Origin of the sequence: Paenibacillus andongensis, assembly GCF_025369935.1 — a bacterium.
GTDB lineage: Bacteria > Bacillota > Bacilli > Paenibacillales > NBRC-103111 > Paenibacillus_E > Paenibacillus_E andongensis.
The window spans coordinates 1,563,647-1,581,892 of record NZ_CP104467.1; the positions used below are offsets into that span (position 1 = coordinate 1,563,647).

Here is an 18,246-nt window from a genome sequence, read left to right on the forward strand (position 1 = left end):
GCCTGTAAGTTCCCGGATTAGGATAAAACCAGCTAAGGGAATGCCATAGGCAGCCCCCTAGCCAGCTAGAGGTTGTAGGTCATTCGAGATGGTCTTTGAGCGTTTCTACGAGTTGGTTTTGAATATTGGCTTCACTATGCTGCCATATGATTTCGAAAAGCACACCAAGCCCTGGCAATACCCGTTCTTCTCCGCCGATGGAGTCCTCAATAACTTCTTGAAGCTCATCATTTGATTTATTCTGGACTCGCTGGACGATGGCCTGTCTTAAGGTGATGTTCATTCGTGGACCTCGCTTCCATTTTCGTTATCGATATTAATATGTGCAAGTTTCTAGCCGTTCATCCTCCTCACTTCGCCACTTTCCATGCATAGTGAGATGCGAACCATGTGTATGTTATACTATAATCATCTTAGGAATTTGGAGGACACACCAACAGTGAGAAAGCAATTTGCGATTATTGGGATGGGAAGATTCGGGTCTAGCGTCGCTAAAACATTGTCACAATTAGGGTTTGAGGTCCTTGCTATTGATCATCGTGAAGAGACGGTTCAAGATGTCTCAGCATTCGTCACACATGCCGTTCAAGCTGATTCTACGGATGAGGAAGCGCTGCGTGCTCTAGGTATTCGCAATTTTGACGTTGTGGTTGTAGCTATTGGGGAGGATATTCAAGCGAGTATTCTGACTACATTAATCCTCAAAGAAATGGGCATACCTACGATTATAGTGAAAGCTGTCAATGATCTTCATGGAAAAGTGTTAAAGAAAATTGGCGCAGACAAAGTCGTTTATCCGGAAAGAGATATGGGACAGCGTGTGGCGCATCATCTGATCTCATCTAATATTATCGATTACATAGAGCTATCTGCCGATTACAGTATCGTTGAGATTAAGGTTTCCAAACAAATGATTGGTAAAAGCCTGAAACAGCTGGATATCCGGGCAAAATATGGCTGTAATGTCATTGCGATCAAACAAAATGAACAGCTGATTATTCCTCCAAGTGCGGAAGACCCGCTTAGGATGGACGATATTCTAGTTATTGTCGGAAAAAATTCAGATCTTCAAACTTTTGAAGTGACTTTTGCAGAGTAGGTAAAGATAAATGACAAGTGCACACACGGAAATTATGTCTGTTCAGAATGCCAGAGTCAAAGAATGGGCGCAGCTTTTAGAACGCCGGGGCAGGGATAAACAGGGGAAATATATCATTGAGGGTTACCATTTGGTCGAGGAAGCATTGCGTGCGGGAGCTCCAGTGGAGACCATCATGTATAGCTTGGAAAAAGGGTGGCCTGCTGGATTAGCTGAGCAGGTCACGCCATCTGTGGAATGGGTTGGCGTCAGCCAGGCTGTGCTGGAGAAATGCTCGGATACGCAGACGCCGCAGGGGGTTTTGGCCGTTGTGACACGGCCGAAGCTTGGCATGGACGAGCTGCTCGCCGGCGAGCATGATCTTGTCGTGGTCCTGGACGGCGTTCAGGACCCGGGCAACCTGGGCACGATCATCCGCAGCGCGGATGCCGTCGGGGCCAAGGCTGTTGTGCTCGGCCGCGGCACGGTCGATCTGTACAACCCCAAGACGATCCGCTCGACGATGGGATCGATGTATCATCTGCCGATTGTCGAGGCAGATCTGCTTGAGCTGTTGCCGCGCGCGCGTGAGCGCGGCGTGCGGCTTGTGACCACGAGTCTGCAGGCGCAGCGCTCGTGTTATGACACGGACCTGCGGCAGCCGACGTGGCTGATCCTCGGCAACGAAGCCAAGGGCGTGTCGCCGGAGGTCGCAGCGCAGTCGGATGTGCAGGTGATTATTCCGATGCAGGGCAAAGCGGAATCGCTGAACGTCGCGATGGCCGCGACGGTGCTGCTGTTTGAGGCTTCGCGGCAGCGGTTGGTCTAGCGCAAATAAACTCATGACTCTGTGAGTTGTAATTCACTTTGTCACCGTTTGGAACGTAATTTTGTCACTACTTAGTTCAGTCCCGATGTGGCTCAAAGCCTTGATACATCGGGATTTTTTGTGTGCCGGACAAATGAAAATAGGTTCTTTAATAACTGGTAGTTATCTGGAGCTGCGCGATGTTCAAGAGCAACTTCTTTCAAAGGTGGATTAAAACCAAATGAAGCAAAAAATAGAATATGACAATTTAATTCCAATTAATGCGTATCTTTGGTGTCCAAAACCGTATCCGCAGCCTCTTCATTTCCATTCAAGCTTGGAAATTGGCTATTGCCGGGGAGGCAGAGGGCATTTTATTTTTGAAAATAAGCTTTATGAAGTACGCAAAGGTGACGTCTTTATTGTCAATAATACGGAGCTTCATATTGCACAATCGGCTCAGCACGATCCGAGCCAATATATTTTTCTTAATTTTGATCCGAGTCTCTTCCTTGAAGAAGATGAAAAATTATTACTGCCATTTGCCTATCGGTCTGAGAGATTTGAGAATCATATTGCAGGGGGAACACCACTTGCACAGCAAATTGGCGTATTCATTCAACAGATCTATGAGGAGCTAAACGCGAAAGCGGATGGTTATCTTACCATTTCCCGCTGCAAATTGCTGGAGTTGGGTGTTATTCTGCTTCGCCATTACAGGAGTTCGTTCAGTAAAGAGCAATGGGTAAAGATGTCCAGTTCGCAGCGTGAGATCAAAGAAATGATGCTATTTGTCAAAGAACGGTTTCGTGAACCCCTTCAGCTTACGGATGTTGCTGCTCATTTAGGTTGGAGCAACTCACGGACAAGCCGCCTTTTTAAGGAGCATACGGGCAGCAGCTTTTTGAATTACGTTACTTTGCTGCGTATTAGCGAAGCTAAGAAACAGCTTGTCACGAACCTTGATAGTATCGCAGACATTAGTTTTTCCAGCGGGTTTCAGAGCTTGGCGTCCTTCTATCGCGCCTTTAACTCCTCAGTCGGCATGTCCCCTCAAGAATATCGCAAACAATTTGGCGTTAAGCAATTATTTTGAGAAGTATGAAGGAAATTGAGAAGATTCTCTATGGCCAAATCCGTATAATCAGCTTAAAATCTTACATTAAAGGTGGTTTTACGATGGCTGGCTGGGAACGATTAAAGGGAATTGTACATTTAGAAATCATACAAAGGGGAGAAGAAGGCTGCAATGTCAGTGGGTTTCAAGACAAATGGGCTGCAGCAGGAGATGATGAAACGAAGCTGATGGCGGTTTATCAGCAGTTGATGGCGCTTGAAATTCGTGCTGATTTCCCATATCAAGAACCTTCGGATTTGCCTGGTATTCTTGCGTTGAGGCCTGAAGGCCCCAGACAACTAACGGCGGATAAATCGAAAGCTGATTGGCTTAATCAATTTCAAGGCGCATGGCTCGGCCGAAGTATCGGATGTGCCTTGGGTAAGCCGCTTGAGAATGGTCATTCTATGTCGGGCAGCGGTGGAAAAGCGGGCTGGAAAAATATTGAGCTATGGTTCAAAGGCGCAGATGCCTGGCCCATTCGCGGATATACGCCTGGAAGCTCCCGTGCGGCCGTCGAGTATGATTTGAAAGTGAATGATTGGTGCCAGAAAAGCTGGAAAGAACATATTCAGTTTATGGAATCCGACGATGATATTCGTTATACCGTGTTAGGCTTAATTCTTTTAGAGGAAAAAGGATTGGATTTTGATGCTTGGGATATTGGCAAGCTGTGGCATAAGTATCTGAGCTACCAGCAAGTATGTACAGCTGAGACGCAGGCTTATTTGAATTTCGCTCAAGTGACCTCCCATATGCAAGGTGAAAAAACGGCGGACTGGGCACAGAAGAGTGAATGGGTGCGAACCTGGTTAAATCCTTATCGGGAGTGGATTGGAGCTCAAATCAGAGCCGATGGCTTTGCTTATGGCGCGGCGGGAAATCCAGAGCTGGCAGCGGAATTAGCTTGGCGAGATGCCTCATTTTCCCATGTGAAGAACGGCATTTATGGGGAAATGTTTGTGGCCGCCATGATTGCAGCGGCTTTTAACGAAACCGACAATGAACGTATTGTTGAAATTGGACTTAGTGAAATTCCTAGAGACTGCCGATTGGCTCATGATATTCGCAAAGCTGTAGAAATAGCGAGCAGCTCCGTTGATCAATTGGATTTAGTCGATCGGATCTGGGAAGCGTTCAAGCACTATCATTGTGTCCACACGAACAATAATGCAGCTTTAGTTGCTGCCTCGCTGATTTTCGCTAAGGATGATTTTGAACTGGCCGTTACGACAGCCGTTCTTGGCGGGTGGGATACCGACTGCAACGGCGCTACCGTTGGATCGATTATGGGTGCGAAGATCGGAGCAGATAAACTTCCGCCCGATTGGGCAGAACCGCTTCACGATACGTTATACGCAGAAGTGACAGGATTTCATCCGATTGCGATTTCGGAATGTGCCAAACGCAGCTATGAGGTGTTTAAGAAGATATCGGCAAACTAACGGTTCTGTTGAACGATTTATGATAATTGTCATTCCAACAAATGCCAATAGGCATCAGTCCCGATGTGGCCCAAAGATTTGATACATCGGGATTTTTTCTACTCGCCTTTAACCGAATTATTCTCGATAATTGCTGTTTTCCCTAAACAACACCGCGTAAGGGATTCCGCTTGCCGGTGAAGCTGATTTGAAAACGTGCGCAGAGATGTTGATCATGGATCGTCTCGATGCAGGAGGATCATTCGCGAAGCTGCACCCATTTGACTTTGTCGATGATTTCGTATTGGTTGGACATGACGGACCGCATAGCATCAACATTAGCGTTACGGCATTCGCATGGAGGTGGGAGCCACAACGCCTCTTATGCTTCGTATCCTGACGGTATTCCCTCTCAAATGAGTTTTCCTTCAAGTTCCATTAGGCAGATGAATAACAGTGAAGTATCATTTAGCGTAGGGTGATAAAAAATGTTCATTTCTCCTATGCTAGCGTACAATGCAAAAAACAATCAACCATTTCACAGTAAACATCATATAGCGGAATTAAAATTAGATGGTCTAAGATGTATTATTTCCAACATGGATAGACTCTATGTTTATACGAGACATAATAACTTGATTACAAATAAATTCCCCGAGTTGTATAATTGCCCCCTGCCTGAAGGGACCATACTTGATGGCGTATTAATCATGATGGACGATCAAGGGAAACCAGACGTTGAAGCCATGTCAGCCAGGTTTTTATCAAATAAAAACAAAACACCTGTGATATTCTGCGCATTTGACATATTGAGATACAAAGGCGTTGATGTTACCGGTTTAACCTTACTGAGGCGTAAAGAACTGTTGGACAAGGCTTTCGTTGAAACCGAGAACTATAAGAAGGTTAAAGTATTTGAGGGAAATGCCGTTGAGTATTTTGAGCAGGTTCGTGGACGGGGACTTGACGGCATCATCATGAAATCTAAAAAAGAGAATTCCAAATACGAAATAGAAAAACGCTCCAAACAGTGGCAAAAGGTGATTAATTGGACTTATGCGGATGTGTACATTTCCGGTTACAGAAAAAATAATTTTGCTTTATTGGCCTCTATTGATGCAGCTGATGGCTCCAAGTTCCCAGTCGGGGTTATAGAGTCAGGTGTAACATCCATTCACCAGAAAATTCTAGATAGAGTGAAGAAACGTTTAGTATTCAAGGAAGACCAGAATTTTGCCTATATGGAACCACGAATCATGGCAAAGATTAAGACAAGAAATTGGACCAAAAGCGGAAAGCTGAGGTCGCCAGTATTCATGGAATTCGTTATCTAAATAAAAAAGACTGAAATCACCAAAGGAGGAAGTGGTGGTTACAGTCTTTTTGTTCTCTTGCCTATCACCAAAGGAGTTAGCGTCTAATTCCGCCGGTTAGTTGTTGTTCGGCCAGTTGAACTAATCTTCTCGTAATGTTACCACCGATTGCGCCAGTATCACGAGTAGCCATATAGCCGTAATAACCATCTTGCGGAATCTGAATACCTAATTCTTGAGCGACTTCATATTTCATTTGTTCAAGAGCTGCTCTTGCTTGTTGCACGACTAATGTATTGCTGTTTCTTCTTCTAGCCATTTGATCCACTCCTTTTTTGTGATGTAGGAGTATTTTGTGGATTAAATGGTTTTTTATTCATCTTATATAAATTATTTTCGGAGCAGGAAATCATCTACTTATTGCTTATTTGCGATATTAGACAGAAGCTGCGGCTAAGTTATTGACTGCGTAGTCAACTAAGAGTATGATTTCCTTATGAGCAGACCAAGAGAATTTGATGTTGAGAAGGTTTTGAATCAGTCGATGGAAGTTTTTTGGGCAAAAGGTTACAAAGCAACCTCCTTCGAAGACCTCACTAATAAGACTCATGTAAAAAAACAAAGTCTGTATGGCGTCTTTGCAGACAAGCGTTCACTCTTTCTAAAAGCACTTGCCCTGTATCGAGTGCAAAATCTCGATTCACTTCGAGAAATGGTCGATCAAGGCGGGTCGCCAACGGAAATTCTAGACGCCGTTAAATCCGCTTCACTTTGTTCAAAAAATGAAGATAGCCATAGCGGTTGTCTGATGGTAAATACGGCGCTGGAATTTGGAATGAGCGATGAGGAAGTAACCAAAGAAGTTGAAAAAATGTTTAGTGATGTCCAGCTTGTACTCGAGGCAGTGATTAGCAAAGGGCAAGCAATTGGAGAGTTTACGACACGCTTCTCAAGCAAAGAATTAGGAGCCTTCTTGGCAAATGCCTTGCGTGGTACCCGCATTCTAGAGAAAACAGGAGTGCCTGTGGAACAAATCGAAACTATTCTAAATACCTCGTTTGGATTAATAAAAAAATAAAACTGTATGCGCTTTTCAGTAAAGACGGTGGCGCATCATACGGCGTTCACTCCTTGGGGTGAATGTTTTTTCTTATACATACTAAATTTCGTCCTTATTGGTTCGGGCGATTTAGATAGCGCGTTTTCACACTTATTTGTTCTTGACACAACCACTGGAAAAAGATATATTCTTCAGTGTAAATGTAATTATTACGATTTATCGCAGCGGCAATGCCTAATAAATTTCTTGTAGTTTTGGCTTCCACATATAAATCGAGGAAAGTCACGATGTAAAATCGTAATTTTTACATATAAAAATCGGAAAGGATCTGTTCTTATGCTGTTAGCTTCCATGGATGAGGTGGAATTCGGTTACAATGACGTCCCATGTATTCAAGATGCGAGTGTAGAGATTCAGTTGGGTGAATTTGTAGCTATAACGGGCCCCAATGGTGCAGCCAAATCGACCTTGCTGAAATTACTTCTTGGCTTGCTTGATCCTTGGAAAGGGAGTATTTTCTTGTCTTCAACCAATAAAGAGGGGAAGAAGCTGAGAGTGGGTTATGTATCTCAGCAAATTTCCGCCTTCAATAGTGGATTCCCTAGTACGATATTGGAGTTTGTCCAATCAGGTAGGTATGCAAGCCGATCGTGGTTTCGTAAACTCGACAAAGAAGATGAGGCGCAGACGGAGAAAGCACTCCGTCAGGTTGGGATGTGGGATTTGCGCAAGCGTAGGATCGGTGAGCTCTCCGGCGGCCAAAAGCAGCGTATTTGCATTGCCAGAGCGCTTGTACAGGAGCCCGACATGCTTGTTCTTGATGAACCGACAACAGGGATGGATCAGGATAGCCGCTTTGGTTTCTACGAGTTGATGCATCATCAAGTGAAAGCTCATGGGCGAACCGTTGTGATGGTGACGCATGGACTCAGCGAGGTCGCTCCCTATCTGGATCGTATTATCGAGCTGGAGAGAAAGGGGGATGGCGGATGGAAATGCTGCACTACGACTTCATGCAGCGGGCATTTTGTGCCGGTGGGTTAATTGCCATCCTGGCTTCGATTCTGGGGGTATATCTGATGCTTCGCAGGCAAGCACTGATGGCTGACATGCTCTCCCATGTTTCCTTGGCAGGGGTTGCAGGAGGCGCGTATCTAAACATCAATCCAACTTTAACTGGATTCGTCGTAGCTACACTGGGAGCAATAGCTGTTGAATATGTAAGGAGGTCCTATAAAACCTATAGTGAAATTTCGGTTGCCATCATTATGGTGGGTGGATTATCAACAGCAGTGATCATCATGAGTCTCAAGCAAAGCATCAATAAAGGCTTCTCCGCTTATTTATTCGGCTCTGTTGTTGCTGTGAATGAAACCGAGCTTCTTCTCATGTTTGTGGTCGCGATAATCGGGGGCATCTTTTTCTATATATTCCGTCGTCCGCTCTATCAGATTACATTCGATGAAGATACGGCCAAAACCAATGGGCTTCCTGTGAAATGGATCTCACTTGGCTTTAGCGTCTTAACCGGTATGATTGTATCTGTGGCTATGCCGATTGTGGGAGTTCTTCTCGTTTCGGCATTAATTGTATTGCCCGCGGCGCTTGCCATTCGAATTGCACCTAGTTTTACTTCCGCCCTTTTTATAGCTATGAGTATTGGTTTACTTGGTGTTATTTCCGGTCTTACTGCTTCCTATCAGCTTAGTACACCCCCAGGTGGAACGATAGCGCTGCTTCTCTTATTTATTCTTATTGCTGGCCTTGGTTTGAAAAAGGTTGTGCTAACTTTGAGCAAAAGCAAAGCAAAAAATGCCATTGACACCATCCCTCGTATGTCCAAAGAAACGACCATTTCATCATTCAACAAATTTTAGGAGGAAAAAATGAAAAAAATCTGGGTATCGAAATCACTTGCTTTTACCGTACTAACAGCTGTTCTCTTATCGGGTTGTGCGTCTAAAACGGCTTCAGGCGATGGCAAATTAAATGTCGTAACAAGCTTTTATCCCATGTATGAATTCACTAAACAGGTTGCTGGTGATCATGCCAATGTGATTGCTCTAATCCCGCCGGGGGCCGAACCCCATGATTGGGAGCCTAGTGCGAAAGATATGAAACAACTGAAGAACGCCAATGTGTTCGTATACAACGGTATCGTAGAAGGATGGGCGGAGCAGTCACTTCAGAGCGCTGAGAATAAGAATCGTGTTGTGGTTGAAGCCAGTAAAGGAATTGAATTAATGGAAGGCTTAGCGGAAGAAGAGCATCAAGATCACAAGAATGAAGCGCATGGAGACAAAATCCTAGATCCGCATGTTTGGTTAACGCCTGTTCTTGCTCAAAAAGAAGTTGAGGCTATTGTAATTGGATTAACCCAAGCTGACCCTGCTCATAAGGATGATTATCGGAAAAATGCGGATGCCTATATCGGAAAGCTGAAAGCCTTGGATGAGTCATTTAAAACAGGTCTTAAAAACGTAAAGCATAAAGAATTCGTCACACAGCATGCTGCTTTTGGTTATTTGGCCAAAGAATATGGGCTGACACAAGTTCCTATTGCCGGACTTTCCCCTGAAGAAGAGCCAGCTCCGGATAAAATGGCAGAAATTATTAAATTTGCGAAAGATAATAAGGTACAGACGATTTTCTTTGAAACCTTGGTAGATCCAAAGGTTGCGAGTACAATTGCGAAAGAAGTCGGTGCGAAAACGGCTGTGTTGAATCCCATAGAGGGATTAACGGACGATGATAAAAAGAAAAACCTTGATTACATCGGTGTTATGACGAATAACCTGGAAGCATTGAAAAAAGCGCTGAATGAATAAATAGTGCGAATAGCAACTCTTGATTTTACTTTTTTTATAAATTAAATACGTAAAATTTACGAATAGAAAGAGGTTGTGATATTGGTGGATCGTAAAATACCTGTAACCGTCTTAAGCGGTTATTTGGGAGCAGGCAAAACAACGTTATTAAACCACATTCTACATAATCGTGATGGCTTAAAAGTTGCGGTTATTGTCAACGATTTAAGTGAGGTCAACATTGATGCTGAGCTGATTAGAGAAGGCAACGGGATTTCCCGCACGAATGAGAGCTTGGTTGAAATGTCCAATGGCTGCATCTGCTGCACATTGCGTGAAGACCTTTTGAAGGAAGTAGAGCGACTTGCTAAAGAGGATAAGTTTGATTATATCCTGATCGAATCAACGGGTGTAGGTGAACCCTTACCGGTTGCGCAAACATTCACATATTTGGATGAAGAGCAGGGGATTGATCTTACGCAATTTTGCCGTCTCGACACGATGGTAACCGTCGTAGACGCTTATCGTTTCTGGACAGACTACTCCTCTGGAGAGACGCTCCTTGAACGCAGTCAAGCTGTAGGTGAAGATGACACACGCGAAGTTGTTGATCTTCTAATTGATCAGATTGAATTTTGTGATGTTCTGATTTTGAACAAATGTGACATGCTGGATGAAGATGAGCTGGTTGAGCTAGAGGGCGTGCTGCGCACATTACAACCTAGAGCCAAATTCATTCGCTCGGTTCACGGGAAGGTTGCTCCAGCGGATATTTTGAACACGCATTTGTTTAATTTCGATGAAGCAAGTACGTCTGCAGGTTGGATGCGCGAAATGGAAAAGGAAACACATACACCAGAAACCGAAGAATATGGCATTTCCTCTTTCGTCTACGAAAGAATTCGTCCATTCGAGCCTTCGCGGCTGATGAGCTGGATGGAAGATTGGCCAGCTGAGATCATCCGTGCCAAAGGGATCCTGTGGCTTGCAACGCGCAACGATCACGCCCAGAACTTAAGCCAAGCAGGCCCTTCTATTCGCTTCGGTCCAGCAGGATTTTGGGTAGCGGCGCTGCCAGATGGTGAAAGAGAAGCTGTTCTCGAAGAAGATGCAGATCAAATCAATCATTGGGATGATACTTATGGAGATCGCATTAACAAGGTTGTATTCATTGGCATGGAGATGGACCGAGCTGGTATTGTCGCTTCGTTGGATGCCTGCTTGCTAACGGATGCTGAAATGCAAGGAGATTGGAATCATTTCGAGGATGAGCTGCCGAATGCCGTGATGGAGTTGGAAGAAGCCTGTCCTTTACCTCAATAAATGCAGCCATGATGAACGATAGGAGGTGAACAGCATGAGAGTCATTATTACATTGGCGTGTACGGAAACTGGTGACAGAAACTATACAACGACGAAGAATAAAAGAACCCAAACTTCTCGGTTGGAGCTGAAAAAGTATTGTCCACGTCTGAAGCGTCACACGCTTCACCGTGAAACACGTTAATAAACCAAGAAAGTCCGGGCATACTTGTCCGGGTTTTCTGCTTTAATGAAGGGAATATCCCAAAGGAGGCTGATGGGTTTGATGAGTGAATGGTCTGAACCTGATAAAAATGAGTTGGAGGGGGAACCATCTAGTAATAAATAGAACGCGGAGGATTCAAGAATGGAACATCCATTACTCTCAGAGTTGAAGCAGCTTATTACCGATCTCGAACAAAAGGCGGCTGAGACCATTTACACGATTCCCAGCGAAATTATGGGGGCAACAAAAAAGGCAAAAAACTTGGAAAGGTTTTTATACGATATATTTGCTGTAGTTAACGGCAGCGGCGGGATTAACCTGTTGAGCATTATCCGTAGGGAGTTTGGCATGAGTGTGGAACTTACAGATCATATCGATCAATGGGCCCCGTACAGTAAAGATCAATTTGAAGATGCGCTCCATGACGCGATTGATCGGGCTGAAATTCGTGCAGGAAAACAAGGGTTATTTTTTGAAGGTTCACCTGATAAAAAGGAAGCCGCAGAAGCACTCCACCTACTGAAAAGCATCGCTTATGCCGCGGTTAAGTGTCAATTTCATCCGAAAACGGCTGGACCACATGCCTATATTGAAATTTTGGACCATGTCATTCAGTTCTATGCCCTTCCCAATTCGTTCGCAGATGAGAGTATGATCAAGTACAGAAACCTGCTTTCCTCTGATCGACTTTATGCCATGTCGGGGAACGATGATACTATTACAGCAGCATTGAAGAGTCATGTAAAGGCGTGGTACCAACGTTCATCCTTTACGTTCCTGGAAAACAGCGAATGGTATCACACGTACGAATCAGTCCAAGATTATTTGTACGTTTTAACGGAGGAGCAGCTAGAACACTTACGGATGGATTTTATCCAACATATCAAGGATGAATTTAAAATAGTAAAAGCAAAACCTGAGCTGCACCGCGTGAAGCATCTGACTTCCATGCTGGAAAGCGTATTGAACTGGAAGGTTTAGTTACCACGAAACCGTTTATTTTCACTAATAGGCGGAAGGCTGAATAAGGAAGGCAAGTTGTTGTACAGTTTTTCATTTGCAAGCTTAGCATTAAAAATGAAGGAGTTCTGTCGAAAGTTGTCGAAACGACTCGTAACTATCTTTTTTAGGAGATGAGGAGTATGAGAACAACCGATGCTGCTCCGCGGATACGACTTGTTCATTTTATAACCCTATTGATGCTTGTATCTATTTTGATCATATCGATCATTCAAATAGCTGCTTCGTTTAAGGCACAACGAGATTCCTTGTATGAAACGACACTAGAGCTTAATTATGAAAGTGCAAAAAAAATGAGCGTGACCATGAACTCCCTTTTCAAAGCGATGGAGAACAGCTTGAAAGTGACCTCTGAACACCTAGAGAGTAGTATGCAAACTCATGATTCTATCCAAGCGCAATTGGATTTGGTAACGGGGAGCAGCAATTACTTTAACTCACAAATGGTCAATGACGCCAACGGGAATGTCTTAGCCATATCCCCTGCTTCGGTAGGTCTTACTAGCAAAAAGCTGACATCGAAAGCCGTTTTAGATGCGATTGAACAACGAAAACCTACGATCTCAGCATCCTTTGAATCTGTAACGAATCGGCTTATTGTATTAATGACAAATCCCATATTTAATTCTGCAGGTCAGTATATGGGCTCTTTAGGGGGCGCCATTTATTTGCGAGAAAACAATGTTTTAAATGATATATTCGGTTCCAACAGCTACTCGCCATCGGGTTCATATATCTATGTTGTCGATGGGGCCGGCAATCTGATTTATCATCCAGAACACAATCGCTTAGGTCAAAATGTGAGTGCTAATCCAGTAGTAGCCAAGCTCATTAGCGGTCAAAGCGGCAAGGATAAAGTCGTGAATACACTCGGCGTACCCATGTTGGCTGGATATTCTTATGTCCCTGCCAATGGGTGGGGAATCGTGGTGCAATCCCCGCTGGAAGAGATAAATGAAAAGTCGATGGGTTTGATCCAAAATGCGATTCTATACTCATTACCCTTTCTTCTTCTCATCCTTGTGCTAACAGCATGGCTGGCCAAGAAGTTGACTCTTCCCTTTTCTCGATTGGCTGCGACCGCCTATCAAATCTTGAATGGCAAGCAAATCGCAGATCTGCCGAAGGTAAGAACGAATACGTACGAAGCCTTTCATTTGAATAAAACCATGCTAATCACGATTGATGCTTTGCAAAAGAAAGCGAATCAATATGAACTGGAAGCTCAAACGGACAATTTAACGGGCCTTGCCAACAGAAGGAGCATGGAAACACAAATGCTCGATTGGTTGGAGGATGGCATCGATTTTTCTCTTATTGTGCTGGATATTGATCATTTCAAAATTATTAATGATACGCACGGGCATCTTGTAGGAGATACGGTTCTTAAATATTTAGGCAAGCTTTTGCTGGCAATGGCAAGTGAGAACGAACACTATTTCCGGTTTGGCGGAGAGGAATTCATTGTTCTAATGCCCCGTGTGACGAAAGAGGATGCCTATCTGTATGCAGAGAGAATCCGCAATAAGCTGGAATTGACAATAAGCCCAGTAGGTCAACCCATCACGGTATCTCTGGGAGTGTCTTCATTTCCAACAGATGGAGTGACGGCACATGAAGTGCTTGAACATGCGGATCAAGCGCTCTATTTTGCCAAAGGTAAAGGGCGGAATTGTACCGTTGTTTACGATCCTAAGTTTACATGATCAGAAGACCTTGCTCTCCGCAACAACTTGCGGCAGGAGCTAAGGTCTTTTTTTACGAACAGCATTTTTATATTGACAGCAATTGGTAGATAGCTTATAGTTATAAAAATATTTAATTCCGAGTTAATTGATTGGAATAATTGAAAATATATTTTTTAGGTCAACTGGAGGGGCACTGCGATGAATATTGAGAATATAGAGGCTTTCGTCTATGTCATCCATTATGGCAGCTTTAACAAGGCATCGGAAGTATTATTCCTTTCCCAGCCTTCGGTAACGGCTAGAATTCAATCGTTAGAACGGGAACTGGATTGTCAGCTCTTTGATCGAATTGGCAAGCAAATTCATTTAACGGATGATGGCAGGAAGTTCCTCCCTTACGCGCAGCAATTACTGCAAACATTTCAAAAGAGTAAAATCCATCTTAAGCAGAAAAAGGCGCTGCCTAACGAACTGCGAATCGGATGTACGGTATCTGTATCTAATTACATGATGCCAGCCATCATCCCGAAGATGAAGCATAAATACCCGGAAATCAATTTTAAACTGACGACTGGAATCACAGATGATCTCGTCAACAAGGTTCTGAACCGAGATGTGGATATCAGCTTTGTGCGTGGAATCACCCATCCTAGTCTTTTATCAGCGAAATTTTATGAAGATCCTATCCGACTCTATGTTTATGAAGGGCATCCCTTTATTGGGAAAGAAAACTTAACGATCCAAGATATCGGACGTCAGGCTCTTATTTTCTTTGAGTGCGGCTCTCTGGACTGGATGCGTATTCACCGTGTATTTGAGAATTTGAAAGAGTCGCCAAACATCCAGATTCAGACGGATAACTCTGAAACTGCCAAGAAGTTGGTTCTTCAGCAGGCAGGTATCGCTTTCTTGCCAGGGCTTAGCGTTAGTCAGGAAGTTAAGGACAATAAGCTATTTCCAATTGACTTTCCAGAGACAGCAGGCATTGCCTTACAGACGAATTTGATTACGTTAACTGGGGAGAATACGTTATTTTTCAACAGTATGTTGGATATTTGCAAAGGATTATGGGGCCGAACGAAAGGGTAATATCAGATTCTTATATATGCTTATAGAAAAACTCTATTATCCAGTTGTGAAACTTGATGATAAATTAATTCTAAAGTAATTCATACAAAACGGGTAGGAATTATGAGATTAATGTTTGTAAACGAAAAAATGGAGGGTATACACAGATGAAAAAATTAACAATCCTTGGAACAACACTAACTTTGGCTTTGGTAGCTGCAGGCTGCGGGGCGAAAAATACAGAAACGATCGCATCACCAAAGGCAGCCGCTGAAGGTACGAAAGCTGCTGCAGCTGCAACAACTGCGACTGAGCCTGTCAAAGTGAAGAAGATCATTGTTGGAACGGGAACTAAATTTCCGAACGTGGCTTTTCTTGATAAAGACGGTAAACTAACCGGTTATGATATCGAGCTTGTCAGAGAATTGGATAATCGGCTTCCTGATTACGAGTTTGAATTCAAAACGATGGATTTCGCCAATCTGCTCCTCAGCTTGGAAACGAACAAAATTGACTTTGTAGCCCACGAGATCGAGAAGAACAAGGAAAGAGAGCAAAAATACCTTTTCAACAACGAGCCTTATGCCTACTGGAAAACCAAAGTTATTGTGGCAAAAGACAATACAAACATTAAATCGATTGATGATTTGAAAGGTAAAAAAGCGTTAACGACAGCGACTAGTGCTGAAGCTACGCTATTAGAAAATTATAATAAAGCAAACGATAACGCGATTAAAATTGTTTACCAAAGCGGTGCTGCCAATGACTTGGTTAGTCAGCTTACAACAGGTCGTGCGGACGGATCACTAGGAGCGGATTTCTTGCTGCCGCTCGTCGACCCGCAAAGCAAATTAAAAGCCGTAGGACCGATTATTGAAGAAGCGGAGGTTCGTTTCCTTTTCCGCAAAAATGATAAAGACGGGCAAGATCTTGCGGATAAAATCGACGTGGCATTGAAGGCTGTTAAGGCAGATGGAACGCTTTCCAAGCTTAGCACGCAATGGCTCGGCGGAGACTATACGAAGAAAGAGTAATGCTGCTTTAAATAAGTACGGTACAGAAAGGTGAGATCGTCCGAATGGAACAACAATTTGATATCACCTATGTCTTTGATTTTTTGCCCAAATTAGTTTCTTATCTGCATATTACATTGTTTATTGTAGCTTGCTCTATGCTGCTGGGTGTGCTAATCGGATTCCTCATAGCCCTGCCCCGGTTATATGAGGTTCCGGTGCTAAGAAGGATGTCTCAAATCTATGTGTCATTTTTCCGGGGGACGCCGATCCTCATCCAGCTGTTCCTCATTTATTATGGTCTTCCAGAGATATTGAAGCTTATTAACGTCGACGTCTCTAAAGTCCCTGTCCTGACCTTCGTTATTCTGACTTTTGGGCTGCATGGCGGGGCTTATATCTCGGAAGTCATTCGGGCAGCCGTGAAAGCCGTGGATCGAGGGCAAGTGGAGGCTGCCTATGCCATAGGTATGACAGGTTACCAAGCCTTTACACGTATCATCATGCCTCAAGCGCTTGCCATATCGATACCGAACTTTGCGAATCTGCTTATCGCCAATTTGAAGGATACTTCATTAGCCTTTTCGTTAGGCGCAATGGAATTGATGGGGAAAGCGCAGACGCTTGGTGCGGCAACTCAGCATTTTATTGAAACTTACATTTGTTTATCGCTCATCTATTTTGTTATTTGTTACGGGCTCGAGAAGCTGTTCTTGGATATTGAAAAGAGACTGCTGCGCCACGATCAACCCCTTGTTCAACGTGATTCGAAGTTTACATTTAGGCGATTGTTTAAGACATCTTGGGCTGCATCCGCTCAAACGGATAAAGGAGGGTATCAGCCATGAAGCTCGATTTAGGGTTTATCGGTTCCGCCTTTATTCAACTGCTCTCTGCTTTGCCCATTACGCTGCTAATTACGATTGTATCGGTTTTCTTCGGATTTCTAATTGGATCGGCCGTGGCGATCATCCGAATTTACCGCGTTCCTTTTATCCATTACATCGCAAGCGGCTATGTGACGTTTATCCGAGGAACACCGATGCTGATGCACTTGCTGCTCATTTATTTCGGATTGCCTGTGCTTATTGACTCTTTGGCAGCAGCCATCGGTTGGAGCTTCCGCTCGACTTCTATTCCAATGATCGGTTTTGCCTTCCTTTCCTTCTCGATTACAGCAGGAGCCTATTTGGCAGAGGTCGTAAGATCGGGCATTCTAGCCGTGAATAAAGGACAGATTGAAGCCGCTTATTCCATCGGCATGACAACACCGCAAGCATTATGGCGCATCGTGCTTCCTCAAGCATTGGCTGTTAGCTTGCCTAACTTATCCAATTCGCTCATAGGTATGCTTCACGGTTCTACACTGGCTTTTACGGTATCTGTTGTTGAAATTAACGCCAAAGCGCAAATCGTTGCTACGACAAATTGGAAATTTTTTGAATCTTATATTGCCGCGGCTTTCCTATTCTGGGGAGTGACGATTCTGATCGAGAAGCTAACGGGGCTGCTCGAGAAACGAATAAATATTTACAACCGAGGTGGTGTACGATGATCAAAATGGCGAATATCACCAAAGCTTTCGGCAAGCATGAGGTGCTGAAAGGTATCAATTTGACGGTTAAAAAAGGAGAAGTCGTCTGTATCCTTGGCCCAAGCGGTTCAGGCAAAACGACGCTGCTTCGCTGCATCAATTACTTGGAGAAGCCGAATCAAGGTGAGGTATCGATTGGAGATTTCACCATCAATTGCAAGCGCCCAAGCAAACAGGATATTCACACGCTCCGTAAGAAAACAGCGATGGTATTTCAACATTACAATTTATTTAAGCATAAAACGGTGCTGGAAAATGTGATGGAAGGCCTAGTCATTGTACAGAAGCAATCCAAGGAAATCGCACGGCAAACTAGCATTCAAATGCTGGAGAAAGTGGGGCTGGGCAGTAAGCTGGACGCATATCCAAGCCAATTGTCAGGTGGACAACAGCAAAGGGTGGGTATTGCCCGTGCGCTGGCACTTAATCCAGAAGTGATTTTGTTCGATGAACCAACTTCTGCACTAGATCCTGAGCTGGTCGGCGAGGTGCTGGAGGTTATCCAGAAAATTGCCAAAGAAGGCATTACGATGATCGTTGTTACGCATGAAATGGGCTTTGCTCGAGAAGTTTCGAATCATGTTGTTTTCGTGGACCAAGGTGTGATTGTGGAAGAAGGAAAGCCGCAGGATATTTTTGGTGATGCAAAGGAAGAGCGTACAAGACAATTTCTGAAACGAATTACGCCGGAATATACGTATAACATTTAATTTTATGGAGTGGATGAC

21 protein-coding genes are annotated in these 18,246 nt (G+C 44.0%); 19 read left to right on the forward strand and 2 right to left on the reverse strand.

Annotated features, from left to right (window positions below; all coding sequences use genetic code 11):
* Window positions 1-79 precede the first annotated feature (79 nt).
* Complete coding sequence (gene sspI / locus NYR53_RS07215; RefSeq protein ID WP_029195114.1) at window positions 80-283, reverse strand: small acid-soluble spore protein SspI; 204 nt, start codon at window positions 281-283, stop codon at window positions 80-82.
* Between the two features lie 111 nt (window positions 284-394).
* Here sspI and NYR53_RS07220 point away from each other — a divergent pair, with 111 nt between their 5' ends.
* The 6 genes from NYR53_RS07220 (at window position 395) to NYR53_RS07245 (ending at window position 5,761) form a co-directional block, all read left to right on the forward strand.
* Entirely contained in the window at window positions 395-1,099 is a 705-nt protein-coding gene (locus tag NYR53_RS07220; RefSeq protein ID WP_290429005.1) for a potassium channel family protein, read from the forward strand.
* Window positions 1,100-1,133: 34 nt separating this feature from the next.
* Window positions 1,134-1,907, forward strand: coding sequence for a TrmH family RNA methyltransferase (locus tag NYR53_RS07225; protein WP_261304547.1), 774 nt, complete (start codon window positions 1,134-1,136; stop codon window positions 1,905-1,907).
* Window positions 1,908-2,127: 220 nt separating this feature from the next.
* Window positions 2,128-2,982 (forward strand): helix-turn-helix domain-containing protein, encoded by an 855-nt coding sequence (locus tag NYR53_RS07230; protein ID WP_261304548.1) that lies wholly within the window; start codon window positions 2,128-2,130, stop codon window positions 2,980-2,982.
* Window positions 2,983-3,065: 83 nt separating this feature from the next.
* A complete protein-coding gene (locus tag NYR53_RS07235; RefSeq protein WP_261304549.1) occupies window positions 3,066-4,448 on the forward strand; it encodes an ADP-ribosylglycohydrolase family protein in 1,383 nt (460 codons plus the stop codon).
* Window positions 4,449-4,662: 214 nt separating this feature from the next.
* A complete protein-coding gene (locus NYR53_RS07240) occupies window positions 4,663-4,827 on the forward strand; it encodes a hypothetical protein (RefSeq protein WP_261304550.1) in 165 nt (54 codons plus the stop codon).
* A 103-nt stretch (window positions 4,828-4,930) separates the two neighbouring features.
* Window positions 4,931-5,761, forward strand: coding sequence for an ATP-dependent DNA ligase (locus NYR53_RS07245; RefSeq protein WP_261304551.1), 831 nt, complete (start codon window positions 4,931-4,933; stop codon window positions 5,759-5,761).
* Between the two features lie 76 nt (window positions 5,762-5,837).
* Here the strand turns inward: NYR53_RS07245 and NYR53_RS07250 are convergent, their stop codons facing one another.
* Window positions 5,838-6,059: an alpha/beta-type small acid-soluble spore protein gene (locus NYR53_RS07250; protein ID WP_261304552.1), complete on the reverse strand. Its 222-nt coding sequence runs from the start codon at window positions 6,057-6,059 to the stop codon at window positions 5,838-5,840.
* 177 nt (window positions 6,060-6,236) lie between these two features.
* Here NYR53_RS07250 and NYR53_RS07255 point away from each other — a divergent pair, with 177 nt between their 5' ends.
* The 13 genes from NYR53_RS07255 (at window position 6,237) to NYR53_RS07315 (ending at window position 18,228) form a co-directional block, all read left to right on the forward strand.
* Window positions 6,237-6,818, forward strand: coding sequence for a TetR/AcrR family transcriptional regulator (locus tag NYR53_RS07255; protein WP_261304553.1), 582 nt, complete (start codon window positions 6,237-6,239; stop codon window positions 6,816-6,818).
* A 318-nt stretch (window positions 6,819-7,136) separates the two neighbouring features.
* Window positions 7,137-7,844 (forward strand): metal ABC transporter ATP-binding protein, encoded by a 708-nt coding sequence (locus tag NYR53_RS07260; RefSeq protein ID WP_261304554.1) that lies wholly within the window; start codon window positions 7,137-7,139, stop codon window positions 7,842-7,844.
* Window positions 7,790-8,677: a metal ABC transporter permease gene (locus NYR53_RS07265; RefSeq protein WP_261304555.1), complete on the forward strand. Its 888-nt coding sequence runs from the start codon at window positions 7,790-7,792 to the stop codon at window positions 8,675-8,677. The genes NYR53_RS07260 and NYR53_RS07265 overlap by 55 nt, the downstream gene beginning before the upstream one ends.
* Before the next feature lie 9 nt (window positions 8,678-8,686).
* A complete protein-coding gene (locus NYR53_RS07270) occupies window positions 8,687-9,628 on the forward strand; it encodes a metal ABC transporter substrate-binding protein (RefSeq protein WP_261304556.1) in 942 nt (313 codons plus the stop codon).
* An 81-nt stretch (window positions 9,629-9,709) separates the two neighbouring features.
* Window positions 9,710-10,930, forward strand: a complete 1,221-nt coding sequence (locus NYR53_RS07275) for a GTP-binding protein (protein ID WP_261304557.1) — start codon at window positions 9,710-9,712, stop codon at window positions 10,928-10,930.
* Between the two features lie 34 nt (window positions 10,931-10,964).
* Complete coding sequence (gene rpmG, locus NYR53_RS07280) at window positions 10,965-11,114, forward strand: 50S ribosomal protein L33 (protein ID WP_029195131.1); 150 nt, start codon at window positions 10,965-10,967, stop codon at window positions 11,112-11,114.
* Window positions 11,115-11,276: 162 nt separating this feature from the next.
* Window positions 11,277-12,116, forward strand: coding sequence for a hypothetical protein (locus tag NYR53_RS07285; protein ID WP_261304558.1), 840 nt, complete (start codon window positions 11,277-11,279; stop codon window positions 12,114-12,116).
* A gap of 161 nt (window positions 12,117-12,277) precedes the next feature.
* Window positions 12,278-13,861, forward strand: a complete 1,584-nt coding sequence (locus tag NYR53_RS07290; RefSeq protein WP_261304559.1) for a sensor domain-containing diguanylate cyclase — start codon at window positions 12,278-12,280, stop codon at window positions 13,859-13,861.
* Window positions 13,862-14,041: 180 nt separating this feature from the next.
* The gene (locus tag NYR53_RS07295; protein ID WP_261304560.1) at window positions 14,042-14,932 is read left to right on the forward strand and encodes a LysR family transcriptional regulator; all 891 of its coding nucleotides are present in this window, start codon (window positions 14,042-14,044) and stop codon (window positions 14,930-14,932) included.
* Window positions 14,933-15,078: 146 nt separating this feature from the next.
* On the forward strand, window positions 15,079-15,945 hold the full coding sequence (locus NYR53_RS07300) for a transporter substrate-binding domain-containing protein (protein ID WP_261304561.1): 867 nt from the start codon (window positions 15,079-15,081) through the stop codon (window positions 15,943-15,945).
* Window positions 15,946-15,989: 44 nt separating this feature from the next.
* Window positions 15,990-16,772 (forward strand): amino acid ABC transporter permease, encoded by a 783-nt coding sequence (locus tag NYR53_RS07305; protein ID WP_261304562.1) that lies wholly within the window; start codon window positions 15,990-15,992, stop codon window positions 16,770-16,772.
* Window positions 16,769-17,479, forward strand: a complete 711-nt coding sequence (locus NYR53_RS07310) for an amino acid ABC transporter permease (protein WP_261304563.1) — start codon at window positions 16,769-16,771, stop codon at window positions 17,477-17,479. The genes NYR53_RS07305 and NYR53_RS07310 overlap by 4 nt, the downstream gene beginning before the upstream one ends.
* Window positions 17,476-18,228, forward strand: a complete 753-nt coding sequence (locus NYR53_RS07315; RefSeq protein ID WP_261304564.1) for an amino acid ABC transporter ATP-binding protein — start codon at window positions 17,476-17,478, stop codon at window positions 18,226-18,228. Before NYR53_RS07310 ends, NYR53_RS07315 begins: the two co-directional genes overlap by 4 nt.
* Window positions 18,229-18,246 lie beyond the last annotated feature (18 nt).

What these genes read in the sequence shown, in the direction of transcription:
- NYR53_RS07310 (WP_261304563.1), top strand. Translation starts at nt 16,769, where the DNA reads ATGAAGCTCGATTTAGGGTTTATCGGTTCCGCCTTTATTCAACTGCTC.
- NYR53_RS07260 (WP_261304554.1), top strand. Translation starts at nt 7,137, where the DNA reads ATGCTGTTAGCTTCCATGGATGAGGTGGAATTCGGTTACAATGACGTC.
- NYR53_RS07245 (WP_261304551.1), top strand. Translation starts at nt 4,931, where the DNA reads ATGCTAGCGTACAATGCAAAAAACAATCAACCATTTCACAGTAAACAT.
- NYR53_RS07220 (WP_290429005.1), top strand. Translation starts at nt 395, where the DNA reads ATGTTATACTATAATCATCTTAGGAATTTGGAGGACACACCAACAGTG.
- sspI (WP_029195114.1), bottom strand. Translation starts at nt 283, where the DNA reads ATGAACATCACCTTAAGACAGGCCATCGTCCAGCGAGTCCAGAATAAA.
- NYR53_RS07255 (WP_261304553.1), top strand. Translation starts at nt 6,237, where the DNA reads ATGAGCAGACCAAGAGAATTTGATGTTGAGAAGGTTTTGAATCAGTCG.
- NYR53_RS07285 (WP_261304558.1), top strand. Translation starts at nt 11,277, where the DNA reads ATGGAACATCCATTACTCTCAGAGTTGAAGCAGCTTATTACCGATCTC.
- NYR53_RS07250 (WP_261304552.1), bottom strand. Translation starts at nt 6,059, where the DNA reads ATGGCTAGAAGAAGAAACAGCAATACATTAGTCGTGCAACAAGCAAGA.
- NYR53_RS07225 (WP_261304547.1), top strand. Translation starts at nt 1,134, where the DNA reads ATGTCTGTTCAGAATGCCAGAGTCAAAGAATGGGCGCAGCTTTTAGAA.
- NYR53_RS07235 (WP_261304549.1), top strand. Translation starts at nt 3,066, where the DNA reads ATGGCTGGCTGGGAACGATTAAAGGGAATTGTACATTTAGAAATCATA.
- rpmG (WP_029195131.1), top strand. Translation starts at nt 10,965, where the DNA reads ATGAGAGTCATTATTACATTGGCGTGTACGGAAACTGGTGACAGAAAC.
- NYR53_RS07300 (WP_261304561.1), top strand. Translation starts at nt 15,079, where the DNA reads ATGAAAAAATTAACAATCCTTGGAACAACACTAACTTTGGCTTTGGTA.
- NYR53_RS07240 (WP_261304550.1), top strand. Translation starts at nt 4,663, where the DNA reads ATGGATCGTCTCGATGCAGGAGGATCATTCGCGAAGCTGCACCCATTT.
- NYR53_RS07290 (WP_261304559.1), top strand. Translation starts at nt 12,278, where the DNA reads ATGAGAACAACCGATGCTGCTCCGCGGATACGACTTGTTCATTTTATA.
- NYR53_RS07315 (WP_261304564.1), top strand. Translation starts at nt 17,476, where the DNA reads ATGATCAAAATGGCGAATATCACCAAAGCTTTCGGCAAGCATGAGGTG.
- NYR53_RS07295 (WP_261304560.1), top strand. Translation starts at nt 14,042, where the DNA reads ATGAATATTGAGAATATAGAGGCTTTCGTCTATGTCATCCATTATGGC.
- NYR53_RS07305 (WP_261304562.1), top strand. Translation starts at nt 15,990, where the DNA reads ATGGAACAACAATTTGATATCACCTATGTCTTTGATTTTTTGCCCAAA.
- NYR53_RS07270 (WP_261304556.1), top strand. Translation starts at nt 8,687, where the DNA reads ATGAAAAAAATCTGGGTATCGAAATCACTTGCTTTTACCGTACTAACA.
- NYR53_RS07230 (WP_261304548.1), top strand. Translation starts at nt 2,128, where the DNA reads ATGAAGCAAAAAATAGAATATGACAATTTAATTCCAATTAATGCGTAT.
- NYR53_RS07265 (WP_261304555.1), top strand. Translation starts at nt 7,790, where the DNA reads ATGGAAATGCTGCACTACGACTTCATGCAGCGGGCATTTTGTGCCGGT.